The following is a 21,084-nucleotide window of genomic DNA, read 5'->3' on the forward strand; positions in this document are numbered from 1 at the left end:
TTTGCAAAACTGACAATGCGCTGACGTAACGTGTTGAATTGAAGTATCTAATTTGTGAATTTTTTGAAACCAGTGGGCAAAATTTCGCCCACTGTAAGAAGAAGATTAAAGAGACGTTTGATTAGCCTAGGCGTTGACGGACAATTTCGTACAGACAAATACCCGTTGCTACAGAAACGTTCAAACTAGTAACACTGCCAGCCATTGGCAGCTTGACTAACTCATCACAAGTTTCTTTGGTAAGTCTACGCATACCCTTTCCTTCCGCGCCCATTACCAAAGCGATGGGTCCCGTAAGAGATACGTCGTAAAGTGTCTTATCGGTTTCACCCGCTGTACCAATAATCCAAACACCTTGATTTTGTAGCTCTTTTAACGTCCTTGCCAAGTTAGTCACTTGAATAAGAGGCACCACTTCCGCCGCTCCACAAGCCACTTTACGCGCAGTTGCGGTTAAACCTGCTGATTTATCTTTGGGAACAATAACAGCGTCAACACCTGCACCGTCTGCATTTCGCAAACAAGCGCCTAGGTTGTGTGGGTCAGTCACACCATCCAGTACTAACAGTAAAGGTTGGTTAGTGTTCTCTAAAATTCTATCGAGGTCATTCTCTGTGAGCGCTCTAGCAGGCTTAGCTCTTGCCACAACCCCTTGGTGTTGCTCACCGTTCACTTTATCATCGAGGGTTTTTCGGGCACAGAACTGCACAGAAATACCGTTCTTTCGCGCCTGATTAACCACATTGACTAACCGGTCATCATTACGACCTTTGAGTACCATTACTTCCAGCACCCGTTCTGGTTCATTCTCTAATACGGCTTGCATCGCATGTAAACCGTAGAGCCATTCTTGCTGCGCCATTAGCGCCTGCCCCCTTTATTCTTATTGCTAGTAGTACCTTTTTTGGTACTGAATTTCTTACCACTTTTCGCGGCTTTGCCACCCCGACCCGGTTTAGGCGGTGCTTTCTTAATAGTTTTTACTTTTACTTTTCGACCGCCCTTTCCTTTGAGAGAAGTCTGCTCCAGGAGTAGATCAATCTTTCGCTCATCAAGGTTTACTGCAACGACTTTCACTTCTACCGCGTCACCTAAACGGAACTGACGATGCCCTGACTCACCTACCAAACACTGCTTAACATCGTCAAAATGATAGTAATCGTCTTCTAACGATGTAATGTGTACCAAGCCATCAATATGGTATTCAGTTAATCGAATGAACAAGCCAAAACTCGTCACAGAACTGACTACCCCATCAAAAGTATCGCCCACATGATCGAGCATAAACTCGCATTTTAGCCAATCAGACACATCTCTTGTGGCATCGTCGGCGCGACGTTCAGTCATTGAACATTGTTCACCCAACTGCTCAATTTCTTCGATGGTGTAGTTCTTATATCCAGATACCGACTTTTTACCTTGAGTTTTGGCAATGATGCCCTTTAACGCCCGATGCACCACCAAGTCAGGGTAACGACGGATGGGAGAAGTAAAGTGAGCATAGGCACTAAGTGCTAGCCCGAAATGGCCTACGTTATCCCCGTCATAAATTGCCTGCTTCATGGAGCGTAGTAACATGGTTTGAATCAATTCTTCATCGGGACGACCGCGAGTTTTAATCACAACATCAGTAAAATCAGCAGGTGTCGCGTCTTCAACAATACGGTGAGGTACGCCAATTTCACTGAGGTAACTTGTGAATGCAGTGAGCCTGTCTGCATCAGGCTTGTCATGCACACGATAGAGCGCAGGTGCCTCATGGGCCTCTAGTGTAAGTGCCGCACTTACATTAGCCAAAATCATACACTCTTCAATAAGCTTGTGAGCGTCGTTGCGCACTAACGGTACAATGTTCTCTATCTTACGCTGAGCGTTAAATACAAACTTACTTTCTTGCGTTTCAAACTCTATGGCACCACGCTGCTGACGCGCTTTCTTCAACGTCCGATACAAATCATGAAGGTGTCGAAGGTGAGGCACGTGAGCCTCATACCTTTGGTGCATGTCTTTATCGCCTTGCAAGATTTGCCACACTTTTGTGTAAGTCAGTCTTGCATGAGAATTCATCACCGCTTCATAAAACTGATATTGGTCTAACTTACCCTGAGCATCTATGGTCATTTCACAAACCATGCACAAACGATCAACCTCGGGATTTAACGAACATAAACCATTCGATAACACCTCGGGAAGCATGGGAATAACTTGTTCTGGGAAGTACACGGAATTACCGCGTTGCTGGGCTTCATCGTCGAGAGCAGTACCAGTTCTGACGTAGTGGCTCACATCAGCAATAGCCACCCAAAGCTGCCAACCACCTTCATCGAGGGGCTCACAAAATACCGCATCGTCAAAGTCACGTGCATCTTCACCATCAATGGTCACCAAAGGTAATTGTCGAAGGTCGATACGTCCTTCTTTGGCTTCATCGGGCACACTTTCCGTCAGACTTTCAATCTGCTTTGTTACCCCTTTTGGCCACTGATGCGGAATATCAAAAGTGCGCAGCGCCATCTCGATTTCCATGCCGGGAGCCATATGCTCACCTAGCACTTCAACAATCTTGCCCACTGGGTTCATCTTTCTTCGGGCACGTTGAGTGATTTCAATAACAACCACCTGCCCCATTCTGGCACCGTTAGTATGCTCAGGAGGAATGACTATTTCATGTTGCAAACGCGCGTCATCAGGGATAACTACGCCAAACCCTTGTTCTGTATAGTAACGTCCGACAATAGGCTCGCTTCTGGCTTGAAGCACTTGGGTAACATAACCTTCTTTGCGTCCACGACGATCGGTACCGCTTTCTCTAGCCTCTACATAATCATCGTGCATGAACAACGCCATTTGCCCAGCGCTGATAAACAAATCACCGCTTTTATCGTCAGGGCGTAAGAAACCATAGCCATCGCGATGCCCAATCAAGCGACCACGAATAAGCTCGTCTTGATTTTGTAAAATGTACTTTTTCTGTTTGGTAAACTGTACTTGGCCTTCGCGCTCCATAGCTCGCAAACGACGCTGAATACCAATACGGCTCTCTTCGTCATCGGCATTCACCACATGACAAACATCTAAGAACGACAACGGCGTTCCCGCTTCTTTTAGCACTTGCATTAAGTATTCTCGACTGGCCACCGGCTTGTCGTATTTTTCTTTTTCTCGCTGATAATGCGGGTCGTCGCTCATAGCGCTGTACAGTTTCCTTTTAAATGTCGACGGGAATGAGGTTGGTCGTCGACAACTGAGAGATAAATATTTTGCACAGTATAACAGCAATCATTAAAAAACATTGATTTATAAATTGTGCCATGTTGTTGTCATACACAGGCGGTATACCAATAACTCCGAATTACATTAAGAAGAACAGGCACATGGACAGACGGCGATTTTTATCTTTATCAACTTCGATGGCAGCAAGCGCAGCACTCACTACAGGTATTGCGGGCTGTGTAAATACAAGCTCTTCCGCTACAAAAGCGACTTTCACCCATGGCATCGCTAGTGGTGATCCACTCAGCGATGCAGTTATTTTGTGGACACGCGCACTTCCAGATGACAATTCAACACAAGCTTCAGTAATGTGGGAAGTGTCATTAACAAGTGACTTTGAAGTACTTATTGCCAGCGGAGAAGCGGTTGCGAAACAAAACCAAGACTTTACTATAAAAGTCGATGTCACCGGCTTAACACCGGCAACCCAATATTATTACCGCTTCAAAAGTGCGAATAACGTCTCACAAGTTGGGCAAACCCTTACTCTGCCTGAAGGCGATGTCGATAGCGTTACTTTTGGCGTATTCTCTTGCTCTAATTATCCGGCGGGTTACTTCACACCGTATAAGCTTGCTTCGGAAGATACGGCCATCGATTATGTATTGCACTTAGGCGACTACATCTATGAGTACAGCAATACTGGTTATGCTACCGAACGCGCTGAAGAATTAGGGCGTACCTTCCCTGAAAACAACAAAGACGAAATCATTTCTCTTGACGATTACCGTCGACGTTACGCCTTGTACCGCACCGACAAAGGTTTGTTAGCTCTACATCAAAACAAACCTTTCATCGTTGTGTGGGATGATCATGAAATCACTAACGACACTTACATGCACGGCGCTGAAAACCACTCAGCTGATGAAGGTGATTTCTATGAGCGTCGTGCAGCTGCAGTGCAAGCCTATTATGAGTGGCTCCCCATTAGACCACCCAAGGGAGATACCGACCTCACCATTTATCGCCAATTTACCTTTGGTAACTTGGTGAACTTATACATGTTAGACACCCGAGTAATAGGCCGAGATAAGCAGCTTTCGTATGGTGATTACCGCAATGCTGAGTCAGGGGAGTTTGACCAACAGCGTTTTATGAAAGACATTAGCGCGACTGACCGTTCGCTACTGGGTAACGATCAGCGTACTTGGTTAGATCAAGCGCTACAAAATGGTGAAGCCAAGTGGCAAGTACTAGGTCAACAATTGTTGATGGGACGCATGTTCTTCCCAGCCTCCGTATTTAATGGCGTACCTAGAGACAAAATTGCTGCACACACCCACCAGCTTGCCAATATCAAACGCAAACAAATGGCAGGGGAATCTCTTTCAGACACCGAGTCACAAATGCTCGCCGTGTACATGCCCTACAACCTCGACGCATGGGATGGTTACCCTGTAGAACGAGAACGTCTACTGATGCAGTTAAAAACCCTCGGCAAGCCAGTCATCGCCTTAGCGGGTGATACCCACAATGCCTGGCACAACACATTAACCACGCAGACAGGTGAAGCGGTAGCCACTGAGTTGGCAACATCTAGCGTGTCATCTCCGGGTATGGAGAGCTATTTAAGCTTAGACGAACAAAGCGCGAGCTTGATGTCTGAAGATCTTCCCATACTCATCAATGATCTCAAATACTGTAACTTACACCAGCGTGGATTCTTAACGGTAAGCTTCACTCAAGATGAAGCAAAAGCAGTGTGGTCTTTCGTTGATTCCATTGACTCTCTCGACACACCTATAACGGCAACCCATGAGATTACTATTGCTGGATAGTTCCGGTCGTTAAGGAGTATGCATTTAGGCAAGGATGCCGAAGCCGAGCCCCCAGCGAGGGGGTCACGGCGTGCGGTAAAAAGTGTCTTGCTTTCCCTTAGTAATATCAAAACGCCGAGTTAAAAGTTCGCGTACATTCTCACACCGGCAATGCGCGGCATACCTCGAACAAAGGTAGGAATACCAATGCCACCGCCAGTGTTACCCGCGTCAATCAGGTATTCTTTATCAAAGGCATTTTCTACATAAACTTCCCAAGCAAATCGACTTCCGTCCTGTGAAGCTTTAAGAGAAATATCCGTCAGTGAATAAGCGTCTTGCGAAGAACCTGGATAGTTACTGCTTTCAAAGAAGACTTCAGACTGGTAACTCGTTAGCCAGTTTACATCGAGCGCCCAGTTACCCACATTGAACACCTTATTGATGTTTAGCGCACCGCTTACCTCTGGTGCCAAACGGAATTTATTACCACCATATTGGAACGGTGAACCATCGGCAGTATTATCGGCAAACTCAGCATCTAATAGACCTAAGCTACCCGTAATAGTGAGTGATTCGTCGTAGTTGTAGGTAGCCATCGCCTCAATACCCGACATAGTTGAGTCACCTACCGTGACAGTAATAGACTGAAGGGTATCTTGATCGGTGTATGACTGCTGATAATCAGTGTAATCGTAGGTAAAGATAGCGCCAGTGAATACAAAGTTAGCACTCTGATACTTTACACCGAAGTCATAACTATCAACAATTTCTGCCTCGGTGATAGATACACCACCAGCATTGGCGTCGACTACAGGCGAACGACGACCTTTTGCGTAGTTAGCGTAGAAGTTCCAATTGTTGTTCATGTCATAGCTAATCGCCACACGGGGTAAAGTGTCGTCAAACTCCCCTTCACCTTCAAAACTAAATACCCCTTCAGGCAGAGTAAACGTGTTACGGGTGTAGCGCTTCTCGTCGATATAACGTACGCCAGCAGTAACGTTGATATCGTCAGTCACAAAATAAGACGCCTCGGCCACATAAGACACAATGTCCAGTTCAGCTTCGAAGGTGTATGGCCCCATAATGATAGTTGATGGGAAGTTTGGATTAGAAATGGGCGTACCATCATCGTTGAATAACGATCCCACCAAAATATTACGTACAGCCTCTATTTCTTCAAGTCTGGCATCAGTAGCAATATTTTGATTTAGCGGGATCCCTGTAGTTGTTTCAAGCATATCTCGTACAGCATCAAAAGTGCCGCGAACGAATGGGTCAACCATGACATAGTAAGGCAAAATAGAGTCATCTTGCGCAACAGATGCACCAATAAATCCTGCCCAACGATCACCGTTATCAAACACTAAACGCACAGAACCGCCTTGAAGCGTGGCGTCATTGTCAAAGTAGGCGTCTTGTATACGCAGTGCCGAGCCGTCGGCATCAAATCCTTCGCTAACCTCTACGTCTTTGTAGTAGGCGTCAGCGCGAAGTGTAAGCGTATTGTTCAAATCGTAGTTTGCAGTGATATCAAAAGTTTCTAGCGTGCGCTCAATACCTAATTCATCACCCATACTAAATTCGGCAGCAGTGTAAGGGCTAGTGTCACCACCGTTAGGGGCAATCGAGCCAGACTTAAATGCAATTCCCGGTTGGTCGTTGTATTCGTACCCTGCTCGAGCGATGATCTCTAGCGCATCATAGTTTGCCTTCCAAGTTGCTCTGAATGCCTGTACTGAAATACCTTGCAAGTCTTCACCAGAACAAGGAACACTTGCTCCCGTGTGGCCAATCACATCAGCAGTGCCATAGTAAGCTTTGTCAGAACACGCTTGGTTTTCAACAATACCATCCATTTCACGGTAAATGCCGGCGATACGGAAACTATTGTTGTCATTAATCGGCGTATTAAACATGAATTCCGCTTCTTGACCCGCCTCAGTGTCGTAACCTAATTGAATTTTTGCTTCGAACTCATCAGTCGGTAGTGCTGAGTAAATACTTACAGCACCGTTTGCAGCCGCAACACCAAATAAGGTTGGCTGAGGGCCCTTCAATACCTCTACTCGAGCAATATCGTACAGTGCTACACTCGATACGGTTTTCTTACTGATATCAAAACCGTCTTGATATACAGAAATACGCGGTGTTGCCGCCACCGAAGATACGTCATCGGTGACACCACGAATATTGAACGACGGTAAACTCACCGCTTGCTCTTGAATTTGAACATTGGGAAGTACGCGAGAAAGTTCATCTAATTCCATGATGTTTGTGCGTTCTAAAAACTCACTTGAGATAACATCCATGGTCACAGGAACATCCATAATTGACTGCTCACGCATTTGCGCGGTTACAGTAATTTCCTCAATGTAAGCATCTTCGTCAGGTGTGTCGTTAGCGAGAGCGTAACCATTCATAGCAACAAGAATAGCGCTCGCGAGTAATGTGCGAGAAAACATAATTAATCCCTTGTGTTTATAATAATGAGTCGAACGAAAACTGGTCTGAGGTGCACGAAGGTAAAGTGAATATGCGTCAAATTAATGAAGTGTGAGTGACATTAAAAAGTCAGTTTTGTGACCTCAAAATTAAACAAAACCAACTTATTATCAATTACGTATGTAGAAGGTTTTGCAATCGTGTTACGCTCTTTTAAACCCTTAACCACAAAGGACTAAACCATGAAACTACTTCCATTAGCAGTACTTGTTTTGGCAGGCGCAACCCTTAGCGGCTGTAGCAAACATTCAGTGACTCAATGCACCACGGCACCAGAGGCAGAATGGCAAGATCAAAGTGCTTTCCAAGCTCAACTGCTGGCTCAGGGCTACAAAATTAACGAGTTTAAAGTGACTGAAGGTAGCTGTTATGAAATTTATGGATTTGATAAAGACGACAACAAGGTAGAAATCTATTTCAACCCTGTTGACGGTGACATTGTTAAAATTGAAGCGCACTAAACACTGACGCAATTCATCATCATGCAAAGCTCAGTATCTAACAAACCAGTTATTTGGGACTTAGTCGTCAGGCTCTGTCATTGGCTGTTGGTGCTGTGCTTTGTAATTAACTACTTTATTGTCGAGCCCGGTAGATTGGTGCATGAAATCGCGGGTTACACCGCCGTAGGCGCATTAGTGATAAGGTTACTCTGGGGCCTAAGGCAACCAGGCTCTAGTTTAGCCAGCTATCGGCATATACATTTACGCCCAACAGACTTCAAAACACACTGGGCTCATCTCAAGGCAAGGCAACTACCTCACAATGCTGGCCATAATCCCTTGGGCTGGTTGATGATATTCCTAGTGTGGGCACTCATGCTTGGGCTTGGTATCACAGGCTTTATCATGGAAGAAATAGACGCCTTTTTTGGCGATCCTACCATCGAGTGGGTCCACAGCATTATGGCTGATACGCTTTATATTGCGGCGTTAGTCCATGTAGCTGGGATACTTGTTACCCAATGGTGGGGGCGAATTCCACTGATTAAAGCGATGATTCGCGGAACTCGCTGAGACGGTTTTGCCCAAGCTAACTATCGATGGGTCTTTTGGCCGCTCTTACCGCTTTGGGGTGCATAAGCGCTTCTAGTTGTGTCAAATAACTCGCAATTTTTGCGTGCTGCGCACTATCGTCAGTAACTGAATTGTGTAACCAGTGATATGCATCTTCGTAGTCATAGGGACTACCGTGACCGTCCAAGAACAACTCAACAAGTTGAATTTGAGCGTTTAGATTCTGTAAGGCTGCGGCTTCACGCAAATAAACTACCGCTCTTTCTTTATCCATCTGAACTAGCGTACCACTAGCGTAGTAGCGACCAAGCTGCTCCAGCGCTGCGGGTAACCCTTGATTGGCCGCATCTTCCATATAACCAATACCGCGAGATGCACTGGCATCCACGCATACACCCCAGGCTAACATGTCACCCCACAAAAATTGGTACGCTGGGATTTTCAACACATCTGCGCGGGCCTCTATGTCTTGTACAAGCTGGCAGCGATCTTCAACTACTCTGTCAAGGTGTGCATTTCGGTTGATCAATTCAATGAGTGCATCTTGACTGTAGAGCTGCACCGCTCGTACTTGCTCAATGGTCTCGCCCTCTAAAGCGAAACTGGTAGAGCTTAACGCGCAACTTACTGCGGCTAACCCGCCAACGATAGTCTTATGCATCCTCATACTTATTACTCTCATTACTTAACCATGCTATTCACATACAAGGGTTATCGGCCAACAAACAAGAAGCTTAACACTAACTGTGTGAGCTAGTGTGTGCCCATTCCACTTTTTAGCGCAATATGAATATGTCGCGCATGATTGGCTAAATCAATGCCTAAATCAGTAAGGTATCCACCGTCAGGCTGAGTAATCATACCCTTGGCAAAAAGGCGTTCGGCTGCATTAACAACTGATTGGTGTGCATCGTGATGAATTTTCAGCCCTTGCATTAGGCTCTCTTGGGGAAAGGTTAAAAGTAAATCTAGTTCGTCAATCATGAACTGGTTGAATTTATTCATTTGTTTACCTCAGGCAATGGGTATTCTTCTTACCCTGTTTCTTCTTATATGACTACCAATTACCACAAGTGTCCACATCTTTTGTTCAGTGAACTGATCGGACTTTGGTCGTAAATAGTATATCCTTGCCATAACTCTAGTAAGTGGAACACGCCCCTTCAAATGAAGTATAAAGATTTACGCGATTTTATTAATAAACTCGAACAAAGAGGCGAATTAAAGCGCATTTCCCAAAGTATAGACACAGATCTGGAAATGACTGAGATTGCCGACAGAACACTGCGCGCTGGCGGGCCCGCCTTATTGTTCGAAAATCCTAAAAATCACGACATGCCGGTACTAGCCAACCTGTTTGGCACTCCTCAAAGGGTCGCTATGGGTATGGGCCAAGACTCAGTTGAAGCACTTCGTGAAGTCGGCAAACTGCTCGCTTATCTAAAAGAACCTGAGCCACCAAAAGGCTTAAAGGACTTGTGGGAAAAGCTTCCCGTATTTAAGCAGGTACTGAATATGCCTGCCAAGGTACTTAAACGTGCACCCTGCCAAGAGAATGTCATTTCAGGCGATGACGTAGATCTATCAAAAATCCCAGTGCAGCGCTGTTGGCCGGGAGATGCAGCACCGTTGATTACTTGGGGGCTTACGGTAACCAAGGGACCACATAAAAAGCGTCAGAACCTTGGAATATATCGACAGCAAGTTATCGGCAAAAACAAAATTATAATGCGTTGGTTGTCACATCGCGGTGGTGCACTCGATTTTCGCGAATGGTGTCAAACCCATCCTGGCGAGCCTTACCCAGTATCAGTCGCACTGGGTGCTGATCCCGCAACTATTCTGGGTGCAGTAACGCCCGTACCAGATACCCTTTCTGAATATGCATTTGCAGGGTTATTGCGAGGCGATAAAACTGAGGTAGTAAAGTCTGTTAGTAACGACCTACAAGTACCAGCCAGCGCCGAAATTGTCTTAGAGGGTTATATTGAACAGGGTGAAATGGCACCTGAAGGCCCTTACGGCGATCATACTGGATATTACAATGAGGTGGATGACTTCCCAGTAATGACGGTCACGCACATTACGCATCGAACAAACCCCATTTATCATTCTACCTATACGGGCCGTCCACCCGATGAGCCAGCGATTCTGGGCGTGGCGTTAAACGAAGTGTTTGTACCTATTTTGCAAAAGCAGTTTCCTGAGATTGTTGATTTTTACTTACCGCCTGAAGGCTGTTCGTATCGTATGGCGATTGTCACGATGAAAAAGCAATATCCGGGGCACGCCAAGCGCGTAATGATGGGAGTATGGTCGTTCCTACGTCAGTTTATGTACACTAAATTCGTTATCGTGTGCGATGACGATGTGAACGCTCGAGACTGGAACGATGTCATTTGGGCAATCACCACACGTATGGATCCCGCCCGAGATACTACTATGATCGAAAATACCCCCATCGATTATCTCGATTTTGCGTCTCCCGTATCAGGACTTGGCTCAAAGATGGGGATGGATGCCACCAATAAAATGCCGGGTGAAACCGACAGAGAATGGGGTGTTCCCATTGTTATGGATGAAGAAATAAAGCAACGAGTTGATGATATCTGGAATGAACTTGGTATCATGTCGAAAGATTCCTCAAACCAATAACCGCAAGGAAAACACAACTACATGTCTGAAATTTTATGTCAGGTTGCTAGCATTTCTCCACTGACCGATGTGGTTTATAAGGTTGAGCTTAGTGCACCCTCGCCCCTCGATTTTAAAGCGGGGCAATATGCACTCGTGCACATGGGTGAAAATGACAAGCGCCCGTTTTCTATTGCCAACGGTGCTTATGATAATTCTCGTATCGAACTGCATATAGGCGCAGAGCCCGGTAACGACTACGCGGGTCAAGTACTTACGCGTATGAAAGAAGACGGCGAAGTCACTGTTAGCGTGGGTCATGGAGAAGCATACCTTCAACCCAACCAGCTACCTATCGTGCTCATTGCTGGCGGTACCGGATTCTCGTATGCATATTCCATACTGCAGCAGCATATACACAGCGGTGATACAACACCTCTAACTCTGTACTGGGGTGGCCGAGAAAAGTCAGCACTTTACTTAGCCTCTGAATTAGAAGCGTTAGCGTCAAACAACGATAACTTTACCTTCGTTCCAGTAGTAGAAGTATCTGACGACTCATGGCAAGGAAGAACAGGTTGGGTACACCATGCTGTGATGGAAGATTACACGAGCTTTGCCGACACCCAAGTCTACGTAGCTGGACGTTTCGAAATGGCAAAAACCGTCAGAGAAGACTTTACACAAAAAGGCCTAAAACCCGAAAACCTATTTGGAGATGCATTCGCTTTTATCTAGGCTAATCACCTAGGCAACCTGACAGGGTGCTATAAGATTGTGAGGGGAAGTAATGCGCTTTTTACAGCCGTCTGAGGCATGGATGCCGAAGCCGAGCCCCCAGGGAGGGGTTCTCGGCGTGCAGTAAAAACGCGCATTACTTTCCCTTACATCCATCTGTGACCAACCTCCTATAACCAACCACGCCTGTCGCAAGAATTCCACTTGTAAACCCAATAGCACTTTTTAACGGTTTTCCACGTACTTAGAATCTGTTAATGATAGATCTAGCGACCAGGAGAATACGTTGAAAACAAAAATCATAACAACACTTTGCACGTCTTTAGCCATGTCAGTAAGTGCATTGGCATCTGCTCAAGAGCTAGGAACCTTACAACAACACAGTTTGTACGTGATTGCCGACCAAGTATCGGCTGACCGCATCGAAAAAGATATCAACACCTTAGTTGGCTTTGGCACACGTCATACGCTATCTGAGACTGGTTCTGACACACGAGGGATTGGAGCAGCTAGACGCTGGATCAAAGCTGAATTTGAGGCCATTTCAGAAAAATGCGGCGGATGCCTAGAAGTATACTATCAATCGGCGACCATCAGTGGCGAATCTCGTATCCCAGACCCCGTTGACGTAGTCAGTGTTATTGCTGTGCAGAGAGGCAGTACAGATCCTGGCCGCTATGTAATCATGTCAGGTGACATTGACTCTAGGGTTTCCGATGTTATGGACTCTACGTCTGATTCTCCGGGTGCTAACGACAATGCATCTGGCCTTGCGGGCACCATCGAAGCTGCGCGAGTACTCAGCCAATACACCTTTAACGGCACCATTGTATACGCCGCCTTGGCTGGAGAAGAACAAGGGTTGTTTGGTGGCAAAATAATGGCTGAGCAAGCACAAGAAGATGGCTGGCGAATCAAAGCAGTACTCAATAACGACATGATAGGCAATATTCAAGGTGTAAACGGCATCATCAATAACACCACTGCACGGATATTTGCAGAAGGTACACGAGTTACAGAAACCCCGGATGAAGCTCGCTATCGTCGATTTACCGGTGGTGAAGTCGACTCTCCAAGCCGTAATTTAGCACGATATATTGATAAATTAGCCGACCAATATATTGAGAACCTCGACACCATGGTGATTTACCGTTTAGATAGGTTCCGTCGTGGTGGCCATCATCGTCCGTTTAACGACTTAGGTTATCCAGGTATTCGTATCATGGAAACCAACGAAAACTACAACAGACAACACCAAGACTTACGCGTCGAAAACGGTATTACTTACGGCGACACCATCGATGGTGTTAACTTTGAATACGCCGCTAAACTGACGTCATTAAACGCAGTGTCACTTGCTTCGATGGCATGGGCTCCCAACCCTCCGGTCGATGTCAAAATAGAAGGTGCGGTTCAACCATCCACAACACTTAAATGGCAAGCCCTTGATGAAACTCAAAATCCTCAGTTGTTAGGGTATAAAATCTACTGGAGACATACCGACGCTCCGCAATGGGAATTCAGTCGATTTGTTGGCAATGTTACCCAAGCGACACTAGAGAACGTTGTGATTGATAACTACGTTTTTTGGTGTAGCCAGTGTGAACAAAGATGGTCTGGAGAGTCCGGTGGTATTTCCGGGGCCAGCGGGAAGTTTCGGAGAGTAAAGAGCGTTAGCCCATACTGAGTTGTTTATTCATCAAACAAGTACTGCCAGTATGGGCGTAACAACCATTCATTAGTTTGCTGTATTTACGCTAGCAATGAACGAAGAGCTATTGTATTTACCATTAGTGATGTAGTCATTGATAGCTTCAGGGTTTTCACTGAACTGTGCTACAAACTCAACAACTGGCATGTCGTTGCAGGTCATTTTAGTGGCAACATAACGCTTAGTAACGCCTGCATCTTCAATAGCATCACGAAGATTGCTTTTACTACCTTGCACCGCACTCACACAAATATTTGTGCTTGCAGTGTCGTCAGATGGAACAAATTCTACATTAGCGCTTGCTACGCCAGCCAAGCCAAAAGTCATACCTACAACAGCTAAAGTTTTAGTGAAAGTTTTCATAGTTGCTTCCTTTTTCAATTACCAGGGAGTGTCGTGTTTAAGTTACTTTAACTAGAGCAACACTGGTGCCAAAATTAATAAACCATAATAATCAATAACTTAAAAAACTATCGCGTGATGAAAATCTACTGATGGCAAATTTCACAAATTGAATGTGGTCAAAAAAACCAAAAAGTAGCAACTTTATAACTCCCACTTTGATGCAGCTATTAGTGGGAGTTTAATTTGACAATCAAAGGGGAAAAATTAGAATAAACTGACCAATGACGGTACTAACAAAAAGCAATGGATGCCACCTAATGACCAAAGTTAAACACTTCGTTTTTGTTGTTTGTACGCTATTTTTCAGTACAAACACCGCAGTCGCCGCAGTTACAGACTGGGTGCCCTTTACACTTCACAACGGCCACATCAAGATCCCAATTACTATTTCAGGAATTGAGACACACGCACTCATGGACACCGGCGCACAATTGAATGCTATCAATGAGGCATTTATTGCCAAGCATGAGTTAGATTATACAAGGGGTGGACAAATCAGAGTAAGGGGCGTATTTGGCGAAGAAACTAAATCGATGTTTAATAACGTACCTGTCAACATTTTCGGTTTTGACACTGACTTAGATAGCCTTACACCTGTGTCACTGGGCCACCATTCTACAGGATTACTCATAGGCGCCGGTTTTTTCTCTAGCTTCATTGTTCAACTCGATTACCCAAATAGCCGCATGCGACTCCTCTCAAAAGATACCGTCAACCTCCGTGAATTTGAAAATATCAGAATGGAAAGCCAACAAGGTAGTGGAGAACCGCTCGTTCAAGTAAGCTTTGGAGCAGACTCTTCGCCTTTTTGGGTCTTGCTCGATACAGGAAACAATGGTGGCTTGTTAATCGACCGCAGTTTAGCCAATAGGTTGTCTTTAGTTGACGAAAACACGGCGTCGAGTATTTCTAGTGGCGTGAATGCCACAGCCTCTGTTGCATCTCTTCGAGTTGACGAGTTCGTTTTTGGCCCTTACACCCTAGAAAATGTTTTGGTCTCTTTCCCAGAGGAAGGCGTGAATGCCAACCTTTCCGATCAGTATTCGTTTACCGGTACCCGCATAAAGTCCAGACGACAGCGGGGTATTTTAGGTTACGATATTCTCAAGCATTTCGTCGTTACACTCGACTATGCTTCTGGTCACGCCCACATTGGATTACCTGAGTAACAACCTGCGAGGGTATAAAATTTACTGGAGAAATACCGAAGCGCCGTCATGGCAGTTTAGTGGACTTTTAGCAATGTTAACCAAACAACCCTAGAAAACGTAGCTATTGATAACTACTTTTTTGCTGTAGCGAGTGTAAATAATGATGGTCTGGAAAGTGCGGTGTTCTTTGCAAGGACAGCGGGAAGCTTCGGAGAACGAAGAGAGCGTTAGCCCATACTGAATTGTTTGTACATCAAACAATTACTGCCAGTATGGGCGTTTTACGCAGCATCTAAGATAACACTCTAGTTTGCAGCGTTTACACTAGCGATGAATGACGAGCTATTGTATTTACCATTGGTGATGTAGCTATTGATTGCATCAGGGTTTTCACTGTACTGTGCCACAAATTCAATAACCGGCATATCGTTACAAGTCATTTTTGTAGCAACGTAACGCTTAGATACACCAGCATTTTCAATGGCATCACGAAGGTTGTTTTTATTCCCCTCGGCTGCACTTACACAGATATTTGTGCTTGCAGTATCGTCAGATGGAACAAATTCAACGTTTGCGCTTGCAACGCCAGCTATACCAAAAGTCATACCTACAACAGCTAAAGTTTTAGTGAAAGTTTTCATAGTTGCTTCCTTTTTCAATTACCAGGGAGTGTCGTATTTAAGTTACTTTTACTAGAGCAACCGCAATGCCAATATTTTTACCCGTTAAAAATCAGCAACTTAATAACACTCCACCCCAGACACGCTATTTGGGAAAGTTTATCTCACACCAAAAATGACGAATAAGACTAAAATTTAGCAGTTTTCACATCCCTTAAATCAACGAATAAATCTTGATCTATATCAAATTCAAGAATAAACTTTCAGTAATTTCTGAAACTTCAGCAGGTATCAACATGAAAATGACACCACTTATTACATCAGCAGTCATGCACTTTGGCGAAATGGGCAGCAGATGGGGATTTAATAGAACGGTAGGTCAAATACTGGCGCTTATTGTTTTACACGACAAACCACTGAGTGCACAAGAGATCGCCGATGGCCTCTCCATTTCACGTGGTAATACAAGTATGGGTCTTAAAGAGCTTCAAGCATGGCGACTTATCAAGCAACATATCGTACCGGGGGAGCGAAAAGAATTCTTCGTACCTGCTGGAGATATTTGGACACTCGCCACTCGTGTATTTGAAGAGCGCCGCAAACGAGAAATAGATCCCACCCTTAGTTTATTGCGTGACCTTTTACTTGATGAACCCGCAAACTCAACCGAATCAAATGCCCAGAAAACCCTCAATGAGATTCACGACTTACTTGAATCAGTCACAGCATGGTCGCAAGAACTCCAAAGCTTAGGACCTGAAAAACTAGATACTTTAATGAAACTAGGTTCAGGTGTAGGACGAGTACTAGAGCTTAAAGACAAGCTTTTACCGGGAAAAAATACTGTGAACTAGGAGGTAATTATGGATGTTTTCTTGCTGTCTCGATTACAGTTTGCGCTGAACATCAGTTTTCATATTTTGTTTCCAACCATCACCATGGCGCTAGGATGGTTTCTTTTTTACTTTAAATTACGTTCAAACTTATCGGCACACCCTGTGTGGATGCGTATTTACCGATTTTGGGTCAAAGTCTTTGCACTGAGCTTTGCTCTGGGCGTTGTCAGTGGCGTGACCATGTCATTTCAATTTGGCACCAATTGGCCCGGATTTATGGAGCGTGTGGGCAATATTGCTGGCCCTCTGTTAGGTTATGAAGTGCTCACTGCATTCTTCTTAGAAGCCACCTTTCTAGGCATTATGTTGTTTGGCATACACAGAGTACCTAATTGGTTGCATACACTTTCTACGCTAGTCGTAGCCCTGGGTACCACCGCCTCTGCATTTTGGATACTTGCCTTAAATAGCTGGATGCAAACCCCTCAAGGTCATGAAATTATTGATGGCGTAGCATATGCTGTGTCGTGGAAGGAAATCATTTTTAACCCGTCTTTCCCTTATCGATTTTTCCACATGATGCTGGCATCGGGACTTACCGCCAGTTTTCTCATTGCTGGATTGTCCGCCTATCGCCTACTGTTGGGTGATAACAAGCGGGCACCAACACTGGCATTTAAAACGGCAACCTATACCGCCGCCGTACTGATACCCCTTCAGATATTTGTAGGCGACCTTCACGGATTAAATACCCTTGAGCATCAACCGCAGAAAGTGGCTGCCATGGAGGGAATTTGGGAAACCACAGAGGGGGCCCCTTTACTATTGTTTGCTATTCCAGATGAAGAAGAACGAACTAACAAGCTTGAGATTGCAATACCTCACGGGGCTAGCTTTATTCTTACCCACGATATCAATGGTAGGTTACAAGGGCTTAATGATTTTGAAGGGGAGCACCCACCAGTAGCCCCGGTGTTCTATAGCTTTAGAATCATGGTTGGAATGGGCATGTTAATGCTCTTGGTATCGTGGATAGGCAGTACCTACTGGTTACGACAAAAGCAGTTGCCCAGTTGGTTGAACAAAGTATTTATAAGCATGACTTTTAGTGGTTGGGTTGCAACGCTAGCCGGTTGGTATGTAACCGAAATTGGACGACAGCCCTATCTGGTCTCTGGCGTTCTCAAAACATCAGAAGCAGTGACACAGATCCCTGCTGATAATGTGCTGATTTCTTTCGTACTTTATTCAGCTATCTATGTCTTTTTGCTATTGGCCTACTTGCGCACCTTAATGGTGATGTGCAGAAAAGCCAGTGACGTAGAGGAATATTCGCGTCCAGAGTTCACCCAATTAAATCTTCAACAAGCGGAGAGCTAGGTATGTTCATTGATAATCTAACCACTGAATCTTTGGGTAATATTTACATCGGCTTACTCGGTCTAGCCATACTCGTTTATGCCATTCTCGATGGTTATGACTTGGGCATAGGCGTACTACTCCCAATACAAGATGAAGGTCACAACGACAAAATGATCGCCTCTATTGGCCCCTATTGGGACGCTAATGAAACATGGTTAGTGTTAGCCGTTGGTATTTTACTGATTGCCTTTCCCGCGGCTCACAGCGAACTACTGCAAAGTCTGTACTTACCAGCCACCGTGATGCTGTTGGGGCTTATACTCCGAGGTGTGTCCTTCGATTTTCGAGCAAAAGTCATCGAGCACCAAAAACAACAGTGGGATCTTACCTTTAAACTTGGCTCGCTAATTACGACCTTAGCTCAGGGTTACATGCTGGGTATCTACGTCACTGGGCTACGTTCAGATATATGGGCACAGGGATTTGCCACCCTATCTGCTGTAGGAGTAACAGCGGCTTACGTTTTTATCGGTGCATGTTGGCTTGTTGCAAAAACCACAGGTGACCTTCGAACAAAAGCTATTGTATGGGCGAAGTACGGTGTATTGGCCTTAGTAATTGGTATTGCGGCGGTGAGCTTAGCCAATTTAACGCTTCACGAAAATGTCAGGCAACTATGGCTTAGCGCTCCAACTGGGCTCGTTCTTAGCGCCATTCCAGTATTGGCATTCACACTACTAGGAATTGGTTATTTAGTGCTTCAACGATTGCCGGAAGTTGAAGGTGCGGGCGACAAATTGCCATTCTTTATTGCAGCCTTAGTGTTTACGCTGTGTTTTAGCGCGTTTGCACTTAGCTATTACCCCTATGTTATTCCGGGTCAGATGACCATTAGCGAGACCCTTAGTAACAGCGATTCGCTGAAGTTTCTGCTAATTGGTGCCGTCTTCGTCGTCCCTTGTATATTGCTTTACACAGTGATGGTTTACCGTATTTTTTCGGGGAAGTTAGAGTCGTTAAGATATCATTAGTATTGTGCATAGATGCAATGAATAAAGAGAATTACAACTAATTGGCCGTTAAAAATTGACATAAAACTGTAACATTACTATCTTCTTTAAGGGGTATATTAATTTTTGGAGCAGTTTATGGACGGTGTATTTAATTCGTTCTCTCGTTTCTTCAATCGTGCTCATCCCTATACCGTTGCGCATTATATCGGCAGAAAGAATGCGCAACGCATACTCGGTTGCAAAATCAAAAAGAAATCAAAGCTTTTTGCTCAACAGCACACTGAAGAATCAGGTGACGAGCACATTTTATAGAGAGAAAAGGGCCTTGTAGCTAAGGCCCTGCCACTAGCGCGTGTTGACCATTTCTGTGCGCGCTAATCTAACTTAAATTTTCCAACGTTATCAGACAAACCGTCTGCTAAGTGGGAAAGGTTTTCTGCGGCATTTTGAATATTGCCATTTCCAGCGACGAGCGAGTCACCCAACAAAGTGAAATCATTGACACTTCGTTTGGCTTCTTCAGTGGTCACCTGGGCATGATTGGCAAGCTGTGCAGCTTGCTGACTGACTGTCACCAGCGACAGCATACTTTCTCGGCTGCTTTCTAGTGTTTCAACTAGTGTATTGGCCTGTGATACAGAATCGTGTGCCTTTTCCTGATTAGAGCTCATCGTGGTTACCGCGGAGTTTATCGAGGTCACTATCTTCTCGAGCATACTATTAATTTCAACAGTAGATTGATGAGTTCTGACCGCAAGTGTTCTCACTTCATCTGCAACAACTGCAAACCCTCTACCAGACTCCCCTGCCCTCGCAGCCTCAATGGCTGCATTTAATGCCAGCAAGTTCGTTTGATCAGCAATCTGCGCTATGGTTTCAACCACATTTGATACGTTGTTCCCCTCGCTTTTAAGCGTTGCCAGCATTCCCGCAGTTCGTTCGATTTCGTCTGCCAAACCAGATATTGAGCTCGCGGTTTGCTCTACTTGCTTTCGCCCTTTACCAATTTGCTCAGCGGTATCCTGCGCCGCACTCTCAGCAGATTCAGAGCACTGTAGACTTTGCGCCATATCAGATACCAATACATCCATCGTTGCGACAAGCTTAGCAATATCTTGCTGTAACTGTTCCACCGTTTGTCCAGAATCAGCCGTGGTGCTCCCTAATTGAGAAACAGAGTCTCCAATTCCACCTATGGCAACACGTACATCTGACATACCAGCGCGAAACATTCCCATAAGCCCTTGAACACTCTCTGTCATTCTGCAAAGTTCACTTGCTGATTGGGAAGGTAACTGTGTCACCAAGTCCCGCTGAGAAGACAGTTTGTCTAATCGATTCGCCATATCTTCAATAGGCTGCGCTATTTGTTTGTGCGCCATGGTAAAACCCAATACGGAAACCAATACCAGAACAACAATTAAGAAAAAGACTATCCCTTGATTCGTGCTCAATTGGTCAGTGATAGCTTCTGAGCGACCCGCTGCAGAACGAGCCACCGACGACCTGACTTTAATCAACTCGTCGTTAAATGACATGGCAGCTTCATTAATCGCTTGGAGATTTTGACGCGCCCGGTCCCAATTCACTCTCGACGCCCCCATAGTAGCTTTAAGGCCGTTCATCGCATCATCGAGGGGCGAAAATGCGCTTCGTACTTCGCGTACCGAAACACCTTTAATAGAGGAAAGGTCTTTCTCAATAGCTGAAACCAAAAACGACTGTTGCGCATCAAATTCATCAGCAGAGAGCGTAATACCGTAGAGGGAATAGCCAATAAGTGTTAATTGCTTACCATTACTTTGCAGAGCATCCAATGTAGCCAGGGTGGGTAAAGTTTCGCTGACAAAACCGTCGACCTGCGTAGATACGCGACTATTATTCAGTGTTAAAACAATCGCTGCAATACAGGTAAATATCAAAACAGCTGCGTATCCGGTGAGTATTTTAAACTTAATAGTGCGCAGCATGTCTGATCCTCATATCTGAAATTAACAAAACAGAACTGTCTAGAGTGTGTTGGGTATTTGCTACTCAAGCACTAATTAGACCCAACTTAA

At 45.1% G+C, this 21,084-nt stretch carries 18 protein-coding genes and 2 pseudogenes; 12 read left to right on the forward strand and 8 right to left on the reverse strand.

All coding sequences use genetic code 11. The features are described 5' to 3' along the window. Nucleotides 1-121: 121 nt before the first annotated feature. Together rlmB and rnr are read right to left on the reverse strand one after the other, a co-directional pair. The gene (gene rlmB, locus EYS00_RS15570; protein ID WP_130638250.1) at nucleotides 122-862 is read right to left on the reverse strand and encodes a 23S rRNA (guanosine(2251)-2'-O)-methyltransferase RlmB; all 741 of its coding nucleotides are present in this window, start codon (nucleotides 860-862) and stop codon (nucleotides 122-124) included. Further along, nucleotides 862-3,189, reverse strand: a complete 2,328-nt coding sequence (gene rnr, locus EYS00_RS15575) for a ribonuclease R (RefSeq protein WP_130638252.1) — start codon at nucleotides 3,187-3,189, stop codon at nucleotides 862-864. Before rnr ends, rlmB begins: the two co-directional genes overlap by 1 nt. Before the next feature lie 185 nt (nucleotides 3,190-3,374). Here rnr and EYS00_RS15580 point away from each other — a divergent pair, with 185 nt between their 5' ends. Beyond that, nucleotides 3,375-5,051, forward strand: a complete 1,677-nt coding sequence (locus EYS00_RS15580; RefSeq protein ID WP_130638254.1) for an alkaline phosphatase — start codon at nucleotides 3,375-3,377, stop codon at nucleotides 5,049-5,051. 119 nt (nucleotides 5,052-5,170) lie between these two features. Here the strand turns inward: EYS00_RS15580 and EYS00_RS15585 are convergent, their stop codons facing one another. Further along, a complete protein-coding gene (locus tag EYS00_RS15585; protein WP_130638256.1) occupies nucleotides 5,171-7,498 on the reverse strand; it encodes a TonB-dependent receptor in 2,328 nt (775 codons plus the stop codon). Between the two features lie 222 nt (nucleotides 7,499-7,720). Between EYS00_RS15585 and EYS00_RS15590 the strand changes: the two genes are divergently transcribed. Both EYS00_RS15590 and EYS00_RS15595 read left to right on the forward strand, forming a co-directional pair. Further along, nucleotides 7,721-7,999 carry a PepSY domain-containing protein gene (locus tag EYS00_RS15590; RefSeq protein WP_130638258.1) on the forward strand — a complete coding sequence of 93 codons (279 nt, stop codon included), beginning with the start codon at nucleotides 7,721-7,723 and terminating at the stop codon, nucleotides 7,997-7,999. 21 nt (nucleotides 8,000-8,020) lie between these two features. Further along, nucleotides 8,021-8,554, forward strand: coding sequence for a cytochrome b/b6 domain-containing protein (locus EYS00_RS15595; RefSeq protein ID WP_130638260.1), 534 nt, complete (start codon nucleotides 8,021-8,023; stop codon nucleotides 8,552-8,554). Between the two features lie 16 nt (nucleotides 8,555-8,570). Here the strand turns inward: EYS00_RS15595 and EYS00_RS15600 are convergent, their stop codons facing one another. After that, the gene (locus tag EYS00_RS15600) at nucleotides 8,571-9,215 is read right to left on the reverse strand and encodes a tetratricopeptide repeat protein (protein ID WP_130638262.1); all 645 of its coding nucleotides are present in this window, start codon (nucleotides 9,213-9,215) and stop codon (nucleotides 8,571-8,573) included. A 92-nt stretch (nucleotides 9,216-9,307) separates the two neighbouring features. Further along, nucleotides 9,308-9,559 (reverse strand): TIGR02647 family protein, encoded by a 252-nt coding sequence (locus EYS00_RS15605; protein WP_130638264.1) that lies wholly within the window; start codon nucleotides 9,557-9,559, stop codon nucleotides 9,308-9,310. 162 nt (nucleotides 9,560-9,721) lie between these two features. Here EYS00_RS15605 and ubiD point away from each other — a divergent pair, with 162 nt between their 5' ends. The 3 genes and pseudogenes from ubiD to EYS00_RS15625 all read left to right on the forward strand — a co-directional run bounded on the left by ubiD (nucleotide 9,722) and on the right by EYS00_RS15625 (nucleotide 13,593). Then, on the forward strand, nucleotides 9,722-11,209 hold the full coding sequence (gene ubiD / locus EYS00_RS15610) for a 4-hydroxy-3-polyprenylbenzoate decarboxylase (protein WP_130638266.1): 1,488 nt from the start codon (nucleotides 9,722-9,724) through the stop codon (nucleotides 11,207-11,209). Nucleotides 11,210-11,230: 21 nt separating this feature from the next. Continuing rightward, nucleotides 11,231-11,926 (forward strand): NAD(P)H-flavin reductase, encoded by a 696-nt coding sequence (gene fre, locus EYS00_RS15615; protein ID WP_130638268.1) that lies wholly within the window; start codon nucleotides 11,231-11,233, stop codon nucleotides 11,924-11,926. Between the two features lie 328 nt (nucleotides 11,927-12,254). Continuing rightward, nucleotides 12,255-13,593, forward strand: a pseudogene (locus EYS00_RS15625) (M28 family metallopeptidase). A gap of 71 nt (nucleotides 13,594-13,664) precedes the next feature. Here the strand turns inward: EYS00_RS15625 and EYS00_RS15630 are convergent. Further along, nucleotides 13,665-14,000: a DUF3718 domain-containing protein gene (locus EYS00_RS15630; protein ID WP_130638270.1), complete on the reverse strand. Its 336-nt coding sequence runs from the start codon at nucleotides 13,998-14,000 to the stop codon at nucleotides 13,665-13,667. A 299-nt stretch (nucleotides 14,001-14,299) separates the two neighbouring features. Here EYS00_RS15630 and EYS00_RS15635 point away from each other — a divergent pair, with 299 nt between their 5' ends. Together EYS00_RS15635 and EYS00_RS21035 are read left to right on the forward strand one after the other, a co-directional pair. Then, on the forward strand, nucleotides 14,300-15,211 hold the full coding sequence (locus EYS00_RS15635; protein WP_130638272.1) for a pepsin/retropepsin-like aspartic protease family protein: 912 nt from the start codon (nucleotides 14,300-14,302) through the stop codon (nucleotides 15,209-15,211). A 4-nt stretch (nucleotides 15,212-15,215) separates the two neighbouring features. After that, nucleotides 15,216-15,424: pseudogene (locus tag EYS00_RS21035) on the forward strand (peptidase M28); the annotation flags it as partial. Nucleotides 15,425-15,498: 74 nt separating this feature from the next. Here the strand turns inward: EYS00_RS21035 and EYS00_RS15640 are convergent. After that, entirely contained in the window at nucleotides 15,499-15,834 is a 336-nt protein-coding gene (locus EYS00_RS15640; protein ID WP_130638274.1) for a DUF3718 domain-containing protein, read from the reverse strand. Between the two features lie 275 nt (nucleotides 15,835-16,109). Between EYS00_RS15640 and EYS00_RS15645 the strand changes: the two genes are divergently transcribed. The 4 genes from EYS00_RS15645 (at nucleotide 16,110) to EYS00_RS20585 (ending at nucleotide 19,336) form a co-directional block, all read left to right on the forward strand. Then, the gene (locus EYS00_RS15645; RefSeq protein WP_130638276.1) at nucleotides 16,110-16,667 is read left to right on the forward strand and encodes a GbsR/MarR family transcriptional regulator; all 558 of its coding nucleotides are present in this window, start codon (nucleotides 16,110-16,112) and stop codon (nucleotides 16,665-16,667) included. Nucleotides 16,668-16,676: 9 nt separating this feature from the next. Continuing rightward, nucleotides 16,677-18,029 carry a cytochrome ubiquinol oxidase subunit I gene (locus tag EYS00_RS15650; RefSeq protein ID WP_130638278.1) on the forward strand — a complete coding sequence of 451 codons (1,353 nt, stop codon included), beginning with the start codon at nucleotides 16,677-16,679 and terminating at the stop codon, nucleotides 18,027-18,029. Nucleotides 18,030-18,031: 2 nt separating this feature from the next. Next, entirely contained in the window at nucleotides 18,032-19,042 is a 1,011-nt protein-coding gene (locus EYS00_RS15655) for a cytochrome d ubiquinol oxidase subunit II (protein ID WP_130638280.1), read from the forward strand. Between the two features lie 117 nt (nucleotides 19,043-19,159). Beyond that, entirely contained in the window at nucleotides 19,160-19,336 is a 177-nt protein-coding gene (locus EYS00_RS20585; RefSeq protein ID WP_165399402.1) for a hypothetical protein, read from the forward strand. Between the two features lie 62 nt (nucleotides 19,337-19,398). Here EYS00_RS20585 and EYS00_RS15660 read toward each other — a convergent pair whose 3' ends face one another. Next, nucleotides 19,399-20,994, reverse strand: coding sequence for a methyl-accepting chemotaxis protein (locus EYS00_RS15660; RefSeq protein ID WP_130638282.1), 1,596 nt, complete (start codon nucleotides 20,992-20,994; stop codon nucleotides 19,399-19,401). Nucleotides 20,995-21,084 lie beyond the last annotated feature (90 nt).

Source organism: Alteromonas sp. KUL49 (genome assembly GCF_006538345.1).
Classification (GTDB): domain Bacteria; phylum Pseudomonadota; class Gammaproteobacteria; order Enterobacterales; family Alteromonadaceae; genus Alteromonas.

Coding starts and splice junctions, on each gene's coding strand:
- rlmB (WP_130638250.1), bottom strand. CDS start 862: ATGGCGCAGCAAGAATGGCTCTACGGTTTACATGCGATGCAAGCCGTA.
- rnr (WP_130638252.1), bottom strand. CDS start 3,189: ATGAGCGACGACCCGCATTATCAGCGAGAAAAAGAAAAATACGACAAG.
- EYS00_RS15580 (WP_130638254.1), top strand. CDS start 3,375: ATGGACAGACGGCGATTTTTATCTTTATCAACTTCGATGGCAGCAAGC.
- EYS00_RS15585 (WP_130638256.1), bottom strand. CDS start 7,498: ATGTTTTCTCGCACATTACTCGCGAGCGCTATTCTTGTTGCTATGAAT.
- EYS00_RS15590 (WP_130638258.1), top strand. CDS start 7,721: ATGAAACTACTTCCATTAGCAGTACTTGTTTTGGCAGGCGCAACCCTT.
- EYS00_RS15595 (WP_130638260.1), top strand. CDS start 8,021: ATGCAAAGCTCAGTATCTAACAAACCAGTTATTTGGGACTTAGTCGTC.
- EYS00_RS15600 (WP_130638262.1), bottom strand. CDS start 9,215: ATGCATAAGACTATCGTTGGCGGGTTAGCCGCAGTAAGTTGCGCGTTA.
- EYS00_RS15605 (WP_130638264.1), bottom strand. CDS start 9,559: ATGAATAAATTCAACCAGTTCATGATTGACGAACTAGATTTACTTTTA.
- ubiD (WP_130638266.1), top strand. CDS start 9,722: ATGAAGTATAAAGATTTACGCGATTTTATTAATAAACTCGAACAAAGA.
- fre (WP_130638268.1), top strand. CDS start 11,231: ATGTCTGAAATTTTATGTCAGGTTGCTAGCATTTCTCCACTGACCGAT.
- EYS00_RS15630 (WP_130638270.1), bottom strand. CDS start 14,000: ATGAAAACTTTCACTAAAACTTTAGCTGTTGTAGGTATGACTTTTGGC.
- EYS00_RS15635 (WP_130638272.1), top strand. CDS start 14,300: ATGACCAAAGTTAAACACTTCGTTTTTGTTGTTTGTACGCTATTTTTC.
- EYS00_RS15640 (WP_130638274.1), bottom strand. CDS start 15,834: ATGAAAACTTTCACTAAAACTTTAGCTGTTGTAGGTATGACTTTTGGT.
- EYS00_RS15645 (WP_130638276.1), top strand. CDS start 16,110: ATGAAAATGACACCACTTATTACATCAGCAGTCATGCACTTTGGCGAA.
- EYS00_RS15650 (WP_130638278.1), top strand. CDS start 16,677: ATGGATGTTTTCTTGCTGTCTCGATTACAGTTTGCGCTGAACATCAGT.
- EYS00_RS15655 (WP_130638280.1), top strand. CDS start 18,032: ATGTTCATTGATAATCTAACCACTGAATCTTTGGGTAATATTTACATC.
- EYS00_RS20585 (WP_165399402.1), top strand. CDS start 19,160: ATGGACGGTGTATTTAATTCGTTCTCTCGTTTCTTCAATCGTGCTCAT.
- EYS00_RS15660 (WP_130638282.1), bottom strand. CDS start 20,994: ATGCTGCGCACTATTAAGTTTAAAATACTCACCGGATACGCAGCTGTT.